Source organism: Streptomyces sp. CRN 30, from assembly GCF_034105845.1.
Genome location: NZ_JAVRHI010000439.1, coordinates 105,510 through 122,478, shown reverse-complemented (window position 1 = coordinate 122,478; position 16,969 = coordinate 105,510). Strand labels below are relative to the sequence as shown.

General features: G+C 72.9%; 21 protein-coding genes. 10 read left to right on the top strand and 11 right to left on the bottom strand.

Annotated features, from left to right (window positions below; genetic code table 11):
* Positions 1–282 precede the first annotated feature (282 nt).
* Together UW392_RS48920 and UW392_RS48915 are read right to left on the bottom strand one after the other, a co-directional pair.
* Complete coding sequence (locus UW392_RS48920; RefSeq protein ID WP_320781850.1) at positions 283–477, bottom strand: antitoxin; 195 nt, start codon at positions 475–477, stop codon at positions 283–285.
* Positions 478–641: 164 nt separating this feature from the next.
* A complete protein-coding gene (locus tag UW392_RS48915) occupies positions 642–1,247 on the bottom strand; it encodes a GPP34 family phosphoprotein (RefSeq protein ID WP_320781849.1) in 606 nt (201 codons plus the stop codon).
* Positions 1,248–1,459: 212 nt separating this feature from the next.
* On the opposite strand from UW392_RS48915, the gene UW392_RS48910 reads away from it, so the two are divergent.
* Positions 1,460–2,137 carry an O-methyltransferase gene (locus tag UW392_RS48910; protein ID WP_320781848.1) on the top strand — a complete coding sequence of 226 codons (678 nt, stop codon included), beginning with the start codon at positions 1,460–1,462 and terminating at the stop codon, positions 2,135–2,137.
* Positions 2,138–2,171: 34 nt separating this feature from the next.
* Here the strand turns inward: UW392_RS48910 and UW392_RS48905 are convergent, their stop codons facing one another.
* On the bottom strand, positions 2,172–2,612 hold the full coding sequence (locus UW392_RS48905) for a VOC family protein (protein WP_320781847.1): 441 nt from the start codon (positions 2,610–2,612) through the stop codon (positions 2,172–2,174).
* A gap of 332 nt (positions 2,613–2,944) precedes the next feature.
* Here UW392_RS48905 and UW392_RS48900 point away from each other — a divergent pair, with 332 nt between their 5' ends.
* The gene (locus tag UW392_RS48900; protein ID WP_320781846.1) at positions 2,945–3,193 is read left to right on the top strand and encodes a hypothetical protein; all 249 of its coding nucleotides are present in this window, start codon (positions 2,945–2,947) and stop codon (positions 3,191–3,193) included.
* A gap of 245 nt (positions 3,194–3,438) precedes the next feature.
* Positions 3,439–3,966: a hypothetical protein gene (locus UW392_RS48895; protein WP_320781845.1), complete on the top strand. Its 528-nt coding sequence runs from the start codon at positions 3,439–3,441 to the stop codon at positions 3,964–3,966.
* A 68-nt stretch (positions 3,967–4,034) separates the two neighbouring features.
* On the opposite strand, the gene UW392_RS48890 is transcribed toward UW392_RS48895, so the two are convergent.
* Positions 4,035–5,021: a pirin family protein gene (locus UW392_RS48890; RefSeq protein WP_320781844.1), complete on the bottom strand. Its 987-nt coding sequence runs from the start codon at positions 5,019–5,021 to the stop codon at positions 4,035–4,037.
* A gap of 86 nt (positions 5,022–5,107) precedes the next feature.
* Between UW392_RS48890 and UW392_RS48885 the strand changes: the two genes are divergently transcribed.
* Complete coding sequence (locus tag UW392_RS48885; protein ID WP_320781843.1) at positions 5,108–5,566, top strand: carboxymuconolactone decarboxylase family protein; 459 nt, start codon at positions 5,108–5,110, stop codon at positions 5,564–5,566.
* A gap of 131 nt (positions 5,567–5,697) precedes the next feature.
* Here UW392_RS48885 and UW392_RS48880 read toward each other — a convergent pair whose 3' ends face one another.
* On the bottom strand, positions 5,698–6,522 hold the full coding sequence (locus UW392_RS48880) for an inositol monophosphatase family protein (protein WP_320781842.1): 825 nt from the start codon (positions 6,520–6,522) through the stop codon (positions 5,698–5,700).
* A gap of 47 nt (positions 6,523–6,569) precedes the next feature.
* Positions 6,570–8,048, bottom strand: coding sequence for a glutamate-cysteine ligase family protein (locus tag UW392_RS48875; RefSeq protein WP_320781841.1), 1,479 nt, complete (start codon positions 8,046–8,048; stop codon positions 6,570–6,572).
* 273 nt (positions 8,049–8,321) lie between these two features.
* On the opposite strand from UW392_RS48875, the gene UW392_RS48870 reads away from it, so the two are divergent.
* Positions 8,322–8,672, top strand: a complete 351-nt coding sequence (locus UW392_RS48870; protein ID WP_320781840.1) for a hypothetical protein — start codon at positions 8,322–8,324, stop codon at positions 8,670–8,672.
* Between the two features lie 142 nt (positions 8,673–8,814).
* Here UW392_RS48870 and UW392_RS48865 read toward each other — a convergent pair whose 3' ends face one another.
* The 3 genes from UW392_RS48865 to rpmG all read right to left on the bottom strand — a co-directional run bounded on the left by UW392_RS48865 (position 8,815) and on the right by rpmG (position 10,185).
* Positions 8,815–9,777: a GNAT family N-acetyltransferase gene (locus UW392_RS48865; protein ID WP_320781839.1), complete on the bottom strand. Its 963-nt coding sequence runs from the start codon at positions 9,775–9,777 to the stop codon at positions 8,815–8,817.
* Positions 9,778–9,875: 98 nt separating this feature from the next.
* A complete protein-coding gene (ykgO, locus tag UW392_RS48860) occupies positions 9,876–9,998 on the bottom strand; it encodes a type B 50S ribosomal protein L36 (protein WP_320781838.1) in 123 nt (40 codons plus the stop codon).
* Between the two features lie 22 nt (positions 9,999–10,020).
* Positions 10,021–10,185, bottom strand: coding sequence for a 50S ribosomal protein L33 (gene rpmG / locus UW392_RS48855; RefSeq protein ID WP_320781837.1), 165 nt, complete (start codon positions 10,183–10,185; stop codon positions 10,021–10,023).
* 115 nt (positions 10,186–10,300) lie between these two features.
* Here rpmG and UW392_RS48850 point away from each other — a divergent pair, with 115 nt between their 5' ends.
* The 4 genes from UW392_RS48850 to UW392_RS48835 all read left to right on the top strand — a co-directional run bounded on the left by UW392_RS48850 (position 10,301) and on the right by UW392_RS48835 (position 14,845).
* Positions 10,301–11,665: an MFS transporter gene (locus tag UW392_RS48850; protein ID WP_320781836.1), complete on the top strand. Its 1,365-nt coding sequence runs from the start codon at positions 10,301–10,303 to the stop codon at positions 11,663–11,665.
* A gap of 87 nt (positions 11,666–11,752) precedes the next feature.
* A complete protein-coding gene (locus UW392_RS48845) occupies positions 11,753–12,337 on the top strand; it encodes a sugar O-acetyltransferase (protein ID WP_320781835.1) in 585 nt (194 codons plus the stop codon).
* Positions 12,338–12,347: 10 nt separating this feature from the next.
* On the top strand, positions 12,348–12,890 hold the full coding sequence (locus UW392_RS48840) for a TetR/AcrR family transcriptional regulator (protein WP_320781834.1): 543 nt from the start codon (positions 12,348–12,350) through the stop codon (positions 12,888–12,890).
* A gap of 233 nt (positions 12,891–13,123) precedes the next feature.
* Positions 13,124–14,845: an MFS transporter gene (locus UW392_RS48835; protein WP_320781833.1), complete on the top strand. Its 1,722-nt coding sequence runs from the start codon at positions 13,124–13,126 to the stop codon at positions 14,843–14,845.
* A 100-nt stretch (positions 14,846–14,945) separates the two neighbouring features.
* Here UW392_RS48835 and UW392_RS48830 read toward each other — a convergent pair whose 3' ends face one another.
* On the bottom strand, positions 14,946–15,212 hold the full coding sequence (locus tag UW392_RS48830; RefSeq protein WP_320781832.1) for a hypothetical protein: 267 nt from the start codon (positions 15,210–15,212) through the stop codon (positions 14,946–14,948).
* A gap of 41 nt (positions 15,213–15,253) precedes the next feature.
* The gene (locus UW392_RS48825; protein ID WP_320781831.1) at positions 15,254–15,463 is read right to left on the bottom strand and encodes an MbtH family protein; all 210 of its coding nucleotides are present in this window, start codon (positions 15,461–15,463) and stop codon (positions 15,254–15,256) included.
* 170 nt (positions 15,464–15,633) lie between these two features.
* Between UW392_RS48825 and UW392_RS48820 the strand changes: the two genes are divergently transcribed.
* A complete protein-coding gene (locus UW392_RS48820) occupies positions 15,634–16,962 on the top strand; it encodes a lysine N(6)-hydroxylase/L-ornithine N(5)-oxygenase family protein (protein ID WP_320781830.1) in 1,329 nt (442 codons plus the stop codon).
* Positions 16,963–16,969: the final 7 nt, after the last annotated feature.

The window sequence follows — 16,969 nt, the reverse complement described above, 5'->3', positions numbered from 1 at the left end:
TCGGGCGTCCGGGAAGGCGGTCAACCGGACTTGTCCGGACAGTGAATCGTTTCGCCCGCTACCTGAGGCTTTGGGTGGCGGAGGGACCGGCCGGCGCGGCCCGGCAGATTCACCCGTCCGGCGCGCCGTACGACACCTCTTCGATAACGGCGCCGTGACCCTGCCGGGGATCCGGCGGGCGAGAGCGGGCGAAAGCGGGCGGGAACGGCCGAGGCCGGCCGGGCACGGACGTACAGGTCCGTGCCCGGCCGGCCTCGTGTTTCCCCGGCGCCGGTCGGGGGGCTACCGCCACGTCGTCCCGTCGTCGCCGTAGGAACGGCGCACCGCGTCGGCGGCCTTGTCGGTCTGGGCGTCGTACTTGCCGCCCGTCCGCTCGTCCACCATGCGCTCCGTGCGCTCGACGCCCCGGTCGGCCTGGTCGGGGTGGCCCTTCGCCATCTCCTTGGCCTTGTTCGCCATGTCACCGAGCTTGCCCATGGGATACCTCCAAGTGCTGCGTGCGTCGTACACACACCCAGTACCCGCCCGGTCCCGGGCCTCACCTGCCTCTTGCCGCCGGCGGCACGGTCGAGGCGTGGCCGGGGCATGGCCGGGGCTCGGCCGGGGCGCTGGTCCACCCGTGTGCCGGGGAGACGGAGCCGTCACCATCCTCGCCAGATGTTGTCGAACGCCGCTTCCTCCACGCTGCGGCGCTGCCGGATCGCCGCCAGTTCGACCACGGCGTCGCCGACCGCTGCCAGAACGGTCGTGACCGCCTCGTCGTCGGGGTCGGCGATGCGGTCCGCCTCGTCGTGCCGGATGCCCACGGCGGCGGCCAGGGCCACCAGCACGGGTTCGCCCGCGTGCCAGCGGTCGGCGGCGCCGCCCCGGTCCCGCGGGTCGGCGGGGGCGGCCGGGGCGGTGCGCTCCGCGGTCCGCCACACCGCCCGGCGCGGCCGGCCGCGGTCCTCGGTTCCCGTCGCGGCCCGGTAGGTGTCCGCCAGCCCTTCGCCCCGGCGCCACAGCCAGTCCGCCACGGACTCCCGCGGCTCACCCCGTACGGTGCCGGCCGCGGCGGCCAGGAGCGGGTCGCCGGACCCGGCTCCCTCGGCCGGCCGCACGAGGCCGTCGTCCAGTACGACCGTCCCGGCGGCGAGCAGGTCGATCAGTTCGGCCCCGGCCAACGCCAGCGCGAGGTCGCCGCGCTCGACGGGGTACTCGGAGGCGACGTCCGAGGACACGAAGGTCAGGTCGCGCGCTGTGGTCATCGGGATCTCCGCATCTCGCGTCGGACTTGCTCGGCGGCCGTGATCACCGGCAGCCTACTCGGGCCGTCTCCGGCACGGGTGTGCGTCCACCGCGGGTCGCCGGGTCGACGAGTCACCGGGGCGCCGGGGCACCACCGACGCCTGCGGCATCGTGTCGGGCCCCGTAGTAGGTTCCCGTCCGGAACTCAGCGAGTATCGAAAGGGAACGAACGATGTCGCAGCAGTCACAGCAGACCTGGAACACCGTCGACGACTATTTCAACGAGCTCCTCGTCCAGGAGGACGACGCCTTGACCGCGGCCGCCTCGGTCAGCGCGACGGAAGGGCTTCCCGCCATCCAGGTCGCCCCCAACCAGGGCAAACTGCTGCACCTGCTCGCCCGCGTCCGGGGCGCCCGCAAGATCCTGGAGATCGGCACCCTCGGCGGCTACAGCACCATCTGGCTCGCCCGCGCCCTGCCGCGGGACGGGCACCTGGTCACCCTGGAGAACGATCCGCACCACGCCGAGGTCGCCCTCGCCAACGTCGCCCGTGCGGGGCTGGAAGACATCGTGGACGTACGCGTCGGGGCGGCGCTGGAGTCGCTGCCCCGGCTCGCGGAGGAGGGCGCGGGCCCCTTCGACCTGGTCTTCATCGACGCCGACAAGCCGTCCAACCCCGCGTACCTGCGGTGGGCCCTCGAACTCACCCGGCCCGGCAGTCTCATCATCGGCGACAACGTCGTCCGGGGCGGCGCCGTCACCGACCCCGAGAACGACGACCCCTCGGTCCAGGGCATCCGCCGCTTCGTCCAGGACATCGCCGAGCACCCCCGGCTCACCGCGACCGCGCTGCAGACGGTGGGCGGCAAGGGCTACGACGGCTTCACCCTGGCCCTGGTCACCGACTGACCGACCGGCTGGCCGGGCTGGGCCGAGTGGGGGCTCAGCCCAGCTGCTCGGCCAGGCCGACGATGATGCCGTCCGGGCCGCGGAGGTAGCAGAGCAGGTAACTGTCCTCGAACCGGGCGATCTCGCCGACGAGTTCGGCGCCGTGCGGGCGCAGACGCGCGACGGTGTCCTCGATGTCGTCGACAGCGAACATCACGCGGTGCGTGCCCAGGATGTTGTGCGGAGGGTTGCGCCGCCCGGCACCGGTCGCGGCGGGGCTGCGGTACTCCGCCAGTTCGAGGCGGCTGTGGCCGTCCGGGCTCCGCATCATCGCGATGCCGCAGTGGACGCCGTCCAGTCCGGTGCACCGGTCGGCGAAGAGTCCCTCGACCTCTCCCCTGCCCTCCAGCTCCATACCGAGTTCCGCGAAGAAGGCGACGGCGGCGTCCAAGTCACCGACGACGATGCCGACGTTGTCCATTCGCTGAATCGCCATGCGGTTCTCTCCCTGGTGACGGCCCTGGTTAGGGTGACGGCATGTACATGTGGAGGCGCGGGCTCAGCTTCGCAGCGGTGTCGGCCGCGACCGTCCTGGCTCTGACGGGATTCTCGTCCACGGACGGCCCGGAGAACAGCGGCCGGCACGACGGCAGTGGGGGCGGCGGATGCAGCAGCGCACGCCAGGACCACGACAGTTCGTCGTCGGCCACGCCCTCGCACTCGCCCTCTCAGTCGTCCTCGCCCTCGCCGTCGGGGAGCGACGCGTCGCCGAGCAGCCGGGCGTCCCGCAGCAACGAGCGACCGCTGAAGGACGGCACCGCCACGCTCGTGAGTTGCGCCAGCCCGGACGAGCCGTACGCGACCGTCGAGGTCAGCAACCCGAACGGCCGCCAGGTCACCTTCACCGTCAGAATCAGCTTCGAGGACAGCTACGGCAACACCCTCGTCGACGCCACCTCTCAAGTACAGGTACCGGCCAAGGACAGTACGCCTCAGCGTTTCTTCCTCGCCGGCAGCGGACGCCTGGACCAGATCACCCGCTGCGTCGTCACCGAACGAGCGACCGCCGACTACTGACCGCGGATACACCGGGCCCCCGTACGGGAGTTGGCGGGCCGGCGCCGGGACGGTGGTCCTCACGGTCGAGAACACCGGTGAGCGGATCACCGAGGAGTTGGTCCCGACCCTCATCGAGCCGTTCCGCCGACGGGCTCCGTACCGTCGTGGAACTGCCCGCGGCACCGCCGCCCGCACGAACAGGAACGGTTTGAGCCGCCCCCGACGGTGCATGCGCATAGCGTGCCGATCGAGGGAGGGGTGCGGTGATTCTGCTGGTCTGGGGGACGGTGGCCACGGCGTTCGGCTGGATCGTGGCGACGGACGCGCGGGGAGCGGCCCACCGCTTCCTGGCGGCCTCGCGCGCGGCCCGTCCGTTCGGCGGTGCCGACTCCCCGTTCCTGAGCATCGGCTTCCTCCGGGTCTTCGCGGGCCTGTTCGCCCTGGCCGGTCCCGTCGTCCTCGTCCGGGGACTGCTGGACCTGTGGCACGGCGAGCCGGGTCCGGGAGCGCTGCCCCGGGTCCCGGTCTGGTTCGCGGTGGCCGAGGCGGTGATCGTCGGCCTCGTCCTGTGGACCTCCTGGCGGCGCTCCGGCACGCTGCGCCGCGCGTGGGCCGCCGGAGGCGGTCCGCGGCGTACCGCCGCGGTCGGTGTGACGGCCGCGATCGTCGTCTTCGCCGTGCTGCTGGCCGCCGGCCAGGGCACGGCGGCGGCGCTGACCTGGCTGGCCGGCGGTGCGTGCGCGCTGACCTTGCTGCTGACCGGACAGCGGTCCCGGTCGGCGGGCGGTTGACATCGGCGCCCACCGCGCCGACGGCGCCCCTCCCCCGCCGCACCGGGGGGACAGGCTGCCTGCGCGGCTCAGCGGCTGTTCTTGCGGGGCTTCAGCGCTACGTTCGGGAGCGTCGGTGCCGGGAGCGGGTCGCCGTCGTAGCCCTTCACCTCACCGAAGCGGCGGCCGGCCGTCCAGTCCTCGCGGGCCTGGGCGATCTCCTCCGTGGAACGGCCCACGAAGTTCCACCACATGATGATCTCCTCCCCGAACGGCGGGCCGCCCAGGAGGACGGTCCGGGTGGGGGTGGGGGCCGGGTTGTGGAGGGTCAGGGTTTCCGTGCCGGGGGGTGTGTAGCCCAACTCCGCCGCGTTGAGGGTGGTGTGGTCCAGGACGGCCTCTCCCGTGTCCACCAGCAGGCCGTGTTCGAAGGCCGGGTCGACCGGGAGGGTGACCGTGGCGTGCGGGGCCAGGGTGAGTTCCGCTCCGAGGAGCGGGGTGAAGGTGGGGACCGGGGACACCGAACCGCCCAGTGAGCCCAGGAAGACCCGGATCTCCGCGCCCTCGACGTGTACCGGCTCGGGGACGAAGTGCTGGAAGTCCGGGTCGGCGGAGCGGTGTTCGGACGGGAGGGCCACCCACAGCTGTACTCCGTGCAGGACGGTGGTCTCCGGTGTGGAGACCTCGGAGTGGCTGATGCCGTGGCCGCCGGTCATCAGGTTCAGTTCGCCGGGGCGGACGTAGGCGTGGGTGCCCAGGCTGTCGCGGTGTTCGATCTCGCCGCTGAACAGCCAGCTCACCGTCTGCAGGCCGATGTGCGGGTGCGGGGCGACGTCCATGCCGCCGGTGCCGGCGACGTCGTCGGGGCCGTAGTGGTCCGCGAAGCACCACGCGCCGATGAGCGTGCGGGCCCGCTGCGGCAGGGTGCGCCGCACCTTCATCGCCCGGGGACCGCCCAGCGGCACGTCGCGCGGGGTGAGGACCTCGGCCCCCCGCTCGTCCGGTCCCGGACGACCGTCCGCGTCCCCCGTGGTGCCGCAGCGTGTCTGTGCGGGCTCCGTCTCGACGTTGCTCATCGAGGACCACCTCCATCCCTCATGGTACTTTCACATTCAATCACTTGCCCGTTCGCCTGTGCGGCGGCGTCCGAAGGAGAGCCGAGTTGAGCGGCCGCGTCTTCATCGACAAGCAGAACCCCGCCGCGTACCAGGCGCTGGTGCGGACGTCGGAGGCCGTGCGCGCGGTCGCCGCCGAGGCCGGACTCGACCGTACGCTCGTGGAACTGGTCAACCTGCGCGTGTCGCAGATCAACGGCTGCGCCTTCTGCCTGCACGTCCACACCCGCGCGGCCCTGCGCGCCGGCGAGACGACGCAGCGGCTCGGTGTGCTGCCCGCCTGGCGGGACACGGAGCTGTTCACAGCGACGGAACGCGCGGCGCTCGCGCTGGCGGAGGCCACCACCTCGCCGGCCGACCTGCCCGCGCAGGAGGCCGCGTACGCGGGCGCCCGCGAGGTGCTCACCGACGACGAGATCTCCGCGGTGATCTGGATCGCCGTCACCATCAACGCCTTCAACCGGGTCTCCATCATGAGCCGGCACCCCGTACCGGCGGAGCGCTGAGCGTTCCCCCGCCCGCCCGCGCGCCTCTTCCCCTCGGTCCACGACCCCTCGGTCCACGACCACGAGGGTAGGCGCCCGGCGGCCGTGCGGTGTCCCACGGGTGCACCGTCGCTGGTCCCGAAGGGAACGGCTCACGCGCTGTCCGCCGCCGTGGTCAGTACGTCGGCCAGTTCCGCGCCGAGTTCCGGCGTGGCGGCCACGATCCCGGACCAGCGACGGGTCAGGTCGGTGTCGAAGACCAGGGGGCGGCCCCGGGCGTCCAGGACCACTCCCCCGGCGCGCGGCACCATCACGGCCGCGGCGGCCAGGTCGACCAGCCGGTGCGTGTCCGAGCAGGCGTCGGCGAAGGCGTCGGTGGCGCCCTCGGCGACCAGCGCGGCCTCCAGGCAGGTGGTCGACAGGACACGGACGCGGGCGGCGCGGGCGGCCGCGGCCCACCAGGCCGCCGCGGGACCGGGCTTCGCGGTGTGCGGGCGGAGCAGCGACAGCGCCGCCCCGGACAGCTCGGTACGGCCAGACGTGCGGTACGGCACCGGGTGGTCGCGGTGCGCCCACCAGCTGCGGCCGGTGTCCAGCCACACCGTGTACGCCTCGGTGAACTCGCCGTCGACCGCGACGGCCGCCGCGAACGCGGTCAGCGGCACCCCGGCCGCGCCGTTGGCGGAACCGTCGAGGGGGTCGATGACCAGGGAGGCGGCGCTGCCGTGGTCGATCCAGCCGCTCTCCTCGGAGAGGATGTTGACGCCGTGCGGGCGCAGCGCGTCGATCACGGCGTCCTCGACGAGGCGGTCGATGCGCATCGTGGGGGTGCCGTCGGCGCCCGTCGCGACGGACTCGGCGAGGGTCGCCCGGTCGTGTGCGGCACGGGCGGCGGCGTAGGCGTCGAGGGCCGCGTGCGCGGCGGCCGTGAGGGCCGGGTGGACGGCCGGGTCGGTGGTGGCGGGGCGGGTGGTCATGGCCCCCATTGTCCGGTGCGGGTGGTGTTCCTCGCCGCCCGGTGCGGTCAGTCGACCGGCCAGGTGTGGACCGGCGCGTTCAGATGCATGTAGTCGATGTACATCCGCGTCATCCGCCGCAGCGCCTCGTGGCGGTCGTGGTGGGCCGCGGCGTGCAGGCGGTGGAAGACCGCCTTCTGCCACGTCGCCCCGTTGCGGGCGGTCACGCACCGCTGCTCGATGACGCCGAGGAGCGGCTCCCGCCAGGCGGCGTCCATGCCGGAGAGTTCCAGGCCGCGGTGGGCCATCGGCAGCAGCCGGCGCAGGACCAGTTCGGGCACCGGCACCTCCCCGGCCCCGGGCCAGTACAGGCGGGCCTCGATGCCGTGCCGCGCGGCGGTGTGCAGGTTCTCCTCGGCCGCCGCGAAGGACATCCGCGACCACACGGGGCGTTCCTCCTCGACCAGGGCGCGGGTCAGTCCGTAGTAGAAGGCGCCGTTGGCGAGGGAGTCGGCGACGGTGGGGCCGGCGGGCAGGACGCGGTTCTCCACGCGTACGTGCGGCCGGTCACCGGCGACCGCGTAGACCGGGCGGTTCCAGCGGTAGATGGTGCCGTTGTGCAGGGTCAGCTCGGACAGTTCGGGTATGTCACCGCGGTCGAGTGTGTCGGCGGGGCTCTGTTCGTCGCAGAGCGGCAGCAGCGCGGGGAAGTACCGCAGGTTCTCCTCGAAGAGGTCGAAGACGCTGGTGATCCAGCGTTCCCCGAACCAGACCCGCGGCCGGACGCCCTGGGCCTTGATCTCCTCGGGGCGGGTGTCGGTGGCCTGCTCGAACAGCGGGATGCGGGTCTCGTGCCACAGTTCCTTGCCGAAGAGGAACGGCGAGTTGGCGGCCAGCGCGACCTGGACGCCCGCGATGGCCTGGGCCGCGTTCCAGTAGTCGGCGAACTGTTCCGGCGCCACCTGGAGGTGGAACTGCGTGCTGGTGCACGCCGCCTCCGGGGTGATGGTGTCCGCGTAGGTCCGCAGCCGGTCGACGCCGTCCAGCTCGATGCGGAGGTCCTCGCCGCGGGCCGCGAAGATCTGGTCGTTGAGCAGGTGGTAGCGCGGGTTCTCGGACAGGGCGGCGCCGCCGGCGTCCTCCTGCCGCAGCGTCGGGAGGATGCCCGTCATGATCAGCTGGGTACCGACCGACCTGGCGCGTTCGTCCGCGTGGTTCAGCGCGGCGCGGATCTCGGACTCCCAGGCGTCGGGGCCGCCCGCCGTCAGCCGGCGCGGCGGGATGTTGATCTCCACGTTGAAGCGGCCCAGCTCGGTGGCCCAGGCGGGGTCCGCGATGGCTTCCAGGGCGTCGCTGTTGCGCATCGCCGGTTCGGCGTCGGCGTCGACCAGGTTCAGCTCGATCTCCAGGCCGACCTGGGGCCGCTCCGCCTCGAACCGTGACTCGCGCAGCATCTGCGCGAACGAGTCGAGGCACTCCTGCATCTTGATGCGGTACCGGCGGCGGTCCTCGCGGGTGAAGACCAGAGCCGGAACGTCCCGTCCCATCGGTGCCCTCCCGGGTTCCCCTGTGTCGACCCTGCCTCGGACCCTCGTCCCACCCAGCGTCGCACCGCCGGGCGACTCCCACCAGACGGGACGGGCACGGCCTGGGCTCCCCGGCCGTACCCGCCCCGGGGCCGGCCCCGCGCCGTCCAGGTGTCCCGGCGGCCCGGGGAGCCGTCAGGAGGCACCTGGGCATCTCCCGGGTATCGCGGCCCTTTCTCGGGGCACCCTCCTTCCGGATACACCGGGCACGAACGGTGGGGATCGGAGGTTGCCATGCTGTCGTACCGCCTGGACCACGCGGTGCTGGTCATCACGGTGGAGCGGGACCCGGGGATCGGCGGACGCGCCGACCTGGCCAACAGGATCACGGATCTGGTCGACGCCCACCGGCCAAGGCCGGTCGTCGTCGTCCTCTCCGACGAGGCGGCGGGCGGCGCGGCGGTCAGCGCCGTCCTGCGGGCCCACCAGTTCTGCGCCCGGCTCGGCATCCTCATGTCCGTGGTGACCCACAGCGCCCCGCTCCGCCGGATGCTGGAGAACAACGCCGACACCCGCGGTCTGCGGCTGGTGGTGCACGCCCGTACGGACACGGCCGTCACGAGCAGTTTCGCCGCGGCGGCCTGACGTACGCGCCTGACCGTACGCCGCGACGCGGGCAACGGCCGTGTCCTGCCGTCCCAGGTGTGACGGTGGGCGCGGCCGTCGCGCTGTACGGAGCGGTACCCGTCCCCACGCCGGCGGGGACGGGTGCCGTGGCAGAACGGTCTCAGGTCACCCGGGCCTTCGCGTCCGCCGGCGCCGCGACGACGGCCTCCCACGTGTCGACGGCGTAGTGCAGCGTCAGTCCGTGCCGTCCGTACAGCCGGGGCGCGCCCGTCGCGTTGGCCGTGTCGACGCCGAGGCCGACGGTGTCCCGGCCGCCCGCGGCGAACCGGGCGAAGGCGTGCCGGAGCAGCAGGCCGCCCAGGCCGCGTCCGCGCGCCGCGTCCAGCACGCCGAGGGAGCGGATCCAGCCCATGGCCTCGCGGTCGTCCCGGGCCAGCAGGAACCCCGCGTCCCCGAGGCCGTCGGTGGCCGCGATCCAGACCAGGGACCAGTCCAGGTGCTCGGCGTCCACGTCGTGCAGCCACTGGCGGTAGGTGCGCGGCTGGAAGTCGAAGTGGCCGGCGAACGACGCCTGGTACAGCGCGTGTACGCGGCGGCGGTCCGCCTCCGTGGCGCAGGCCCGTATCCGTGTCCCTGGCGGTGGTCCGGGGGTGAGGTCCCGCGCGGGGTCGAGGGGCCGGCGCAGCACGTGGTAGCGGCGTACGGTGCGCCAGCCCCGGGCCGCGAGCGCGGCGGTGTCGGTGGTGGGCGCGGAGTTGAGGTGGAGGTGGACGACCGCGCGCCCGGCGCCGTTCTCCCGCGCCTTGGCCAGGGCGCGGTCCTCCATCGCCGCGAGCAGCCGCAGGCCGGTGTCCTGGTGGTCGGGCAGCACGTAGTGGTCGATGTCGATCCGTTCGCCGCCGGACTCGTCCCACAGCAGTCCGTACGCCACGAGCCGGCCGTCGTCGGCGACGCCCACCCAGGAGTCGCGCGCCAGGTCGGTGCCGGGGTGGGTCAGGTCGGCCTCGACGGTGTGCTCGTCGGTCTCCGCGCGGCCGATCTCGATGCGGTCGATCTCGTTGAGCAGCGCGGTGACGGCGGGCACGTCGGCGAGGGCCGCGGGCCGCAGGAAGGCTGGGCACATGGGAGAAGAGTCGGCGGATCGACGGCCGCCCGCAACGGTTTTTCCTCGCGCGAGGCGCCGCGCACCCCGGAGGGTGCGCGGCGCCGCCGTTTCCCGCGTCAGCCCTGCCGGGCCTTGGAGCGCGGGTCCTTCTTGTTGATCACGAACGTCCTGCCCCGTCGGCGCACCACCTGTGCGCCGGGCTTCGCCTTCAGCGCCCGCAGGGAGTTCCGTACCTTCATGGGGTGCTCCTCTCCGGTGTCGTCAGCGCTCTTCGCGGAAGGGGACGTGCGCCCCGGCGACCGGGTCGTACTTGCGCAGGACCAGCCGGTCGGGGTCGTTGAGTCGGTTCTTGCGCGTCACGTAGGTGACGCCCGTTCCCGCCGTCGACCTCAGCTTGACGACGGGACGTGCACTGCTGCGCGCCACGGTGTTCCTTTCCCTGATGTCTTGCTGCCCTGCACAACAGCGGTCGTCCCCGCTCCATTCCCGCACCTCGCACGGGAGTGTACGGTCGTACGCTCGCCGCTGTAGGCTCCCGCGCATGACTGTTGACGTTCTCCGACGGCCGGCACCGGCCGTGCGGCAGGCACGGGTCGCCGTGGCCGTCCTGTTCTTCACCAACGGGGCCCTGTACGCCAACCTCCTGCCGAGGTTTCCGCAGATCAAGGACGATCTCGGGATCGGCAACACGGCCTACGGCCTGGCCGTCGCGGCCTTCGCGACCGGCGCCGTCGTGGCCGGACCGGCGGCCGGGGTGCTCGTCCGGCGCCTGGGCTCGGCCCGCGTCGCGGTGGCCGGGACCCTGCTGACCGGCGCGGGCATCCTCGCGGCGGCGCTCGCGGGGTCGGTCTGGGTCTTCGCGGCGGCGCTGTTCCTGGCCGGGGCGATGGACGCGGTCACCGATGTCGCGCAGAACGCGCACGGTCTGCGGGTGCAGCGCCGCTACGGCCGCTCCATCATCAACGGCTTCCACGCCATCTGGTCCATCGGCGCGGTGACCGGCGGTTCCATGGCCGCCGGTGCCATCGCGCTCGGTCTGCCGCGCGGGCAGCATCTGCTGATATCGGGGGTCGTGTTCGCGGTCGCGGCCTGCGTGGCGCTGCGGTTCTGCCTGCCCGGCCCCGAGACGGAGGACGCCGCGGCAGCGGCGGCACCGGAGGCTCCGTCTCCGTCTCCGGAGGTTCCCGCAGGGCGGGCCTCGGCACCGGAGGCCGCGGAGGTCAGGGCGGGCTCGGAGGCCGGGAGGGGTGCGTGGGAGGCCGGGAAGGGCTCGTCGGAGGGTGCGGAGGCCGGGTCGTGGGGTGCTCGCGGTGTGCGGAGCGCCGGGCGGGCGGTCCCCGGGCGGGGAACCGTCCGGGTGCTGGCCGCCCTCGTCCTCATCGCCACGGCCGGCGCGCTCGTCGAGGACGCGGGCAACTCCTGGGCCGCGCTCTACCTCTCCGAGTCGCTGCACGCGACGGCGACGCTCGCGGCCTCCGGCTACATCGCGCTGGTCGGGGCCCAGTTCGTCGGCCGCCTCGTCGGCGACCGGCTCGTCGACCGGTTCGGCCAGCGGACCGTGGCCCGCACCGGGGGCCTCGTCGCCGCGACCGGCATGGGCCTGGCGCTGGCCGTGCCGACGACGGCCGGGACGGTCCTCGGATTCGCCACGGCGGGACTCGGCGTGGCGACCCTGGTCCCCGCCGCGATGCACGAGGCCGACGAACTGCCCGGCCTGAAGCCGGGAACCGGGCTGACCGTCGTCTCCTGGCTGATGCGGCTCGGCTTCCTGCTCTCCCCGCCGGTCGTCGGGCTCGTCGCCGACTCCACCGGCCTGCGGGCGGGCCTGCTCGTCGTCCCCCTGGCCGGCGTGCTGGTGGTCGCGCTCTCCGGAGTGCTCCAGCCGCGACGCGGCACCACCGCCTGACGCCGCCGAACGGCCGCGCAACGACGGCTCGCGACGCCGCCCGCCGTGGAGCGTACGATCGTACGCTCCACGGTGTACGATCGGCCCATGCCGACGACGGACCACTTCGCGCAGGACCCCCGCAGCAATCTGGAGCGCATGCGGGCGGGCGACCTCTACATCGCCGACGACCCCGAGATCGCCCGCCGGCAGCAGCGGGCCATGCGGCTGGCCGCCCGCTACCAGGCCGCCTTCGCCGAGGACGCCGAGGCCGCACGGCCGGTCCTCGTCGAACTGCTCGGCTCGCTGGGCGAGGAGGCACACGTGCGCGCGCCGCTGTACGTCGACTACGGCAGCAACATCTCGATCGGCGCGCGGACCTTCGTCAACTACAACCTGACGGCACTGGACGTCGCGGCGATCACCATCGGCAAGGACTGCCAGATCGGGCCGAACGTCCAGCTGCTGACGCCGACGCACCCGCTGGAGCCGGGACCCCGCCGCGACAGACTGGAGGCCGCGCTGCCGATCACCATCGGCGACAACGTGTGGCTCGGCGGCGGCGTCATCGTCCTGCCCGGCGTCACGATCGGCGACAACTCCGTCATCGGCGCGGGCGCGGTCGTCACCAAGGACGTGCCCGCCGGTGTCGTCGCCGTGGGCAGCCCCGCCCGGCCCGTCCGCGACCTCTGACCCGCGCGCCATGGCCACCGGACACACGGACCCCCGGCGCCGCGAGCGCATCGTCGAAGCCACCCTCGACGTGATCGCCGAGGTGGGGGTGGCGGGCGTCTCGCACCGGAAGATCGCCGCGCGCGCGGGCGTCCCGCTGGGCTCGATGACATACCACTTCAGCGGTATCGACGCCCTGTTGCGGGAGGCCTTCCGCAGTTTCACCGACCACATCGTCGCGCTGTTCGACGAGCACCTCGCCGCGCCGGCCGACCGCGACGAGGCCCGGGAGGCGGTGGCCGACCTCGTGCACATCCTCTCCGAGGGCAGCCGGCGGGATCTCGTGCTCACCCAGGAGCTGTACACGCTCGCCGCCCGCCGGCCGGTCTACCGCGCACTCACCCACGAGTGGATGGGCCGCAGCCGGGTCCATCTGGAGCGGCACTTCGACCCGGACACGGCCCGTCAGCTCGACGCCCTCATCGAGGGTCTGACCCTGCACCGCGCCCTGGCCGAGGAACCGCACGACCGGGCGCTGACGCTGGAGGCGATCTCCCGGATCACGTCGACCTGACCTCCGTGCCGCACGGATGACCTCCGTGCCGCACGGACTCTTGACCGCGGACTCTTGACCGCACGGAGTCTTGACCGCGCGAGTGTTGATGCAGAGTACAACTATATGCATAATCGGCTTACCGCGAGGTCTCGCGGCAGCGCCGTGCCCAGTGTTCCGCAGCTCCGCGGGCGCATGCCGACGGGTTCGACCCGCGTCTCTCCGCCCCCGGCAGTCGAGGGAGAACACCGCGCATGAGCACCACGCACCACAAGCCCGCGAGTCCGTTCAGGCAGCCGAAGGCAGTCTGGGCCGTCGCCTTCGCCTGTGTCATCTCGTTCATGGGCATCGGGCTCGTCGACCCGATCCTGCCCGCCCTGGCCGAGAGCCTGGACGCCTCGCCGAGCCAGGTCTCCCTGCTGTTCAGCAGCTATCTCATCGTCACCGCCGTCGCCATGCTCTTCGTCGGCTGGGTCTCCAGCCGCATCGGCGCCAAGCCCACCCTGGTCACGGGCCTCGCCGTCATCGTCGTCTTCGCCGCCCTCGCCGGCGCCACCGGCTCCATCGACGGCATCGTCGGCTTCCGGGCCGGCTGGGGGCTCGGCAACGCCCTGTTCATCGCCACCTCGCTCGCCGTCATCGTGGCCTCCGCGAGCGGCGGCTTCGCCGGTGCGATCATCCTCTACGAGACCGCGCTCGGCCTCGGTATCGCCGTCGGCCCGCTGCTGGGCGGCGAGTTGGGCGCCCTCAGCTGGCGCGGCCCGTTCTTCGGCGTCGCCGTCCTGATGGCCGTGGCACTGGTCGCCACCGTCCTCTTCGTCCCCTCCCTGCCGAAGCCCGCGCGGCCCACCTCCCCCGTCGCCCCGCTCAGGGCCCTGCGCCACCGGGGTCTGTCGACCATGGGCATCATGGCCCTGCTGTACAACTGGGGCTTCTTCACCATGCTCGGCTACGCCCCCTATCCGATGGAACTGGACGCCCACCGGCTCGGTCTGGTCTTCTTCGGCTGGGGTCTGCTGGTGGCCGCGTTCAGCGTCCTGTTCGCGCCCCGGCTCCAGGCCCGGTTCGGCACCGCGCCGGTCCTCTACGCCAATCTGCTCGGCCTCGGCATCGTGATGGCCGTCATCGCCGCCGGCGTCGACTCTCCCCGCACGGTGATCGTCGCCGTCATCGTCAGCGGCGCGTTCATCGGGATCAACAACACCCTCACCACCCAGGCCGTCATGCTCGTCTCCCCCGTCGAGCGTCCCGTCGCCTCCTCCGCCTACGGCTTCCTGCGGTTCATCGGCGGCGGGCTGGCCCCCTACGTCGCGGGGAAGCTCGCCGACGCCACCGATCTGAGCGTGCCCTTCTACCTCGGGGCGGCCACCTTCCTGCTCGCCGTCCCGGTGCTGGCCAGCGGCCACCGCCTGCTGCGGCAGGCCGAACTGGCGCCCTCCCAGGGCGAGTCGGTCACGCCGTCCCTCGTCGCCGTCGGCGCTCCGGCCGCGCCGGGGACGCGTCCGGTGGTCGTGGCCGTGGGCGACCACGACCGGGCCGCCGCCATCGTGGACGCGGCGGCACGCCTCGCCCGCGACGCCGGCAGCCCGCTCGAAGTGGTGCACGTCCGGCAGACGGCCGTCGTCGAGCAGCAGGCCGTCGACACCGAGAGCGACGACCGGGCCCGCGCCGCCGTCGCCACCCATCTCGACCGGCTCTCCGGGCAGGGCGTCACCGCCTCCGGACAGGTCCTGACCAGTGTCGGCGACCACGCCGCCGCCGGACGGGAGCTGGCCCGGCACGCGGCCGAACTGGGCGCCCGTACCGTCGCGGTCGGCCGCTCTCCCCGGGGCGCGCTCGTCCAGTTCGCCGACTCCAGCTTCACCAGCGCGCTCACCCGTGCCGCCGGCTGCGACGTCGTCCTCGTGGACACCGACGCCGAGCCCCGCCCCCTGACCTCGGACACACTGCCGCTGCTGCGCGACAGCGGCGTCTGAGAGCGGACGAGGACGGCGACGGACACCGGGTCCCGAGGCGGGGCCCGGCGGGCGGCCTCGCGGACACCGAGTACCGAAGGCGGGGCCCGGCGGGCGGCGTTCACGGGATGTCGCCCTGCCAGTCGAAGCGTCTGCCGTCCGCCGGGCGCGGGGCGTACACAGCCCGGCCCCCGGCGCCGTACCGGCCTATCTCGGTGGCGAGCGCGACGCCCTCCGGGACGCCGCCCCCGAAGGTGCCGGTGACGTCCAGGAGCAGGCCGTCCAGCGGGCCGCCCACGAGTTGCGCGTACTCGTGTCCGGCCCGCGGCCCGGGATCGGCGTGCTCGGCTCCGTAGACCCGGCCGCGCATGAACTCCGCATCGTCCATGCCCATCAGCCTCGCACTCGCCACTGACAACGCCCCGGCGGTCAGCCGTCCATCGTGCGGGCGAGGGTACGGGGCCGCATGTCGGTCCAGTGGGTCTCCACGTACTCCAGGCAGGACTGCCGCCCGGCGGGACCGTGCACCACGCGCCACCCGGCGGGCACTTGGGCGAATTCCGGCCACAGACTGTGCTGATTCTCGTCGTTGACCAGCACCACGTAGACGCCCTCGGGGTCCTCGAACGGATTGCTCATCGTCTTCCTTCCAGGTCACGCCGTACGCGGGGGCAGTGACAGCCACTCCACCCGTTGTCAGGTTAGGCTCACCTTATCTAGCATGTGCCTGCCCGAAGCAGTCTGTGTTCTTTCTGTTCTTTCCAATTTCTCGGGGACATCGTGTTCCCCCAACGGGAGGCGATGACGCGGTGACGACGCTGGAGAGTGGGCCGGACTCCGTCTACGACGTACTGGGTATCGGGTTCGGGCCGGCCAACCTCGCCCTCGCGATCGCCCTGCACGAGCAAGGTGCGACGGCGCGGCCGGGAGCCGGGTTCCGCGCCGGATTCCTGGAGCGCCAGCCGCGGTTCGGCTGGCACCGGGGCATGCTGATCGACGACGCCACCATGCAGGTGTCGTTCCTCAAGGACCTGGTGACGATGCGGGACCCCACCAGCGACTTCAGTTTCCTGTGCTACCTGCGCGAACGCGGCCGGCTGACCGACTTCCTGAACCAGAAGACGCTCTTCCCGCTGCGGGTGGAGTTCCACGACTACTTCGAGTGGGCCGCCGCCCGGCTCGGCCACCTAGTGGCGTACGGCTCCGAGGTCGTCTCGGTCCGGCCGGTCACCGAGGACGGCGAGATCCGCTGGTTCGACGTGGTGAGCCGGGACCCGGCCGCGCCCTCCGGCCGGACCGTGCGCCGCACCCGCGCGCTCTGCGTGGCCACCGGCCTGGAGCCCCGGCTGCCGGCCGGCGCGTCGCTGTCCGACACCGTCTGGCACAGCAGCGAGTTGCTGCCCCGGGTCGACGAACTGGTGCGCTCCGGAAGGCCGGTGCGCCGCGCGGTCGTCCTCGGTGCCGGCCAGAGCGCCGCCGAGGCCGTCGACTACCTGCACCGCAGGCTGCCCGAGGCCGAGATCTGCTCGGTGTTCGCGAAGTACGGCTACACCCCCGCCGACGACAGCCCGTTCGCGAACCGGATCTTCGACCCGGAGGCGGTGGACGTCTTCTACGGCGCTCCCGCGGAGGTCAAGCAGTCCCTGTTCGACTACCACCGCAGCACCAACTACTCCGTGGTCGACATGGAGTTGATCGAGTCGCTGTCCCGGACGATGTACCAGGAGCAGGTGCAGGGCAGGCAGCGGCTGCGGATGCTCAACGTGTCCCGCATCCGCGAGGTGGAGACCCGCGCGGACGACGTCCGGGTGACGGTCGAGTTCCTGCCGACGGGCGAGCGCGAACTGCTCCCCGCCGACGTCCTCGTGTACGCCACGGGCTACCGGCCCCAGAGCATCGGCGAGAACCTCGGCGAGATCGGCAAGCTCTGCCTGCGCGACGACGAGGACGCGCTGCGCGTCGGCCGCGACCACCGGGTGGAGACCGCGCCGAACGTCACCGCCGACGTCTACCTCCAGGGCGGCACCGAGCACAGCCACGGCATCACCTCGACGCTGCTGTCCACCACCGCCGTGCGCGCCGGGGAGATCAGCTCGGCGCTGCTCGCACGGCACGGCCAGGGGGTGGCACGCGGGTGACCCGGAC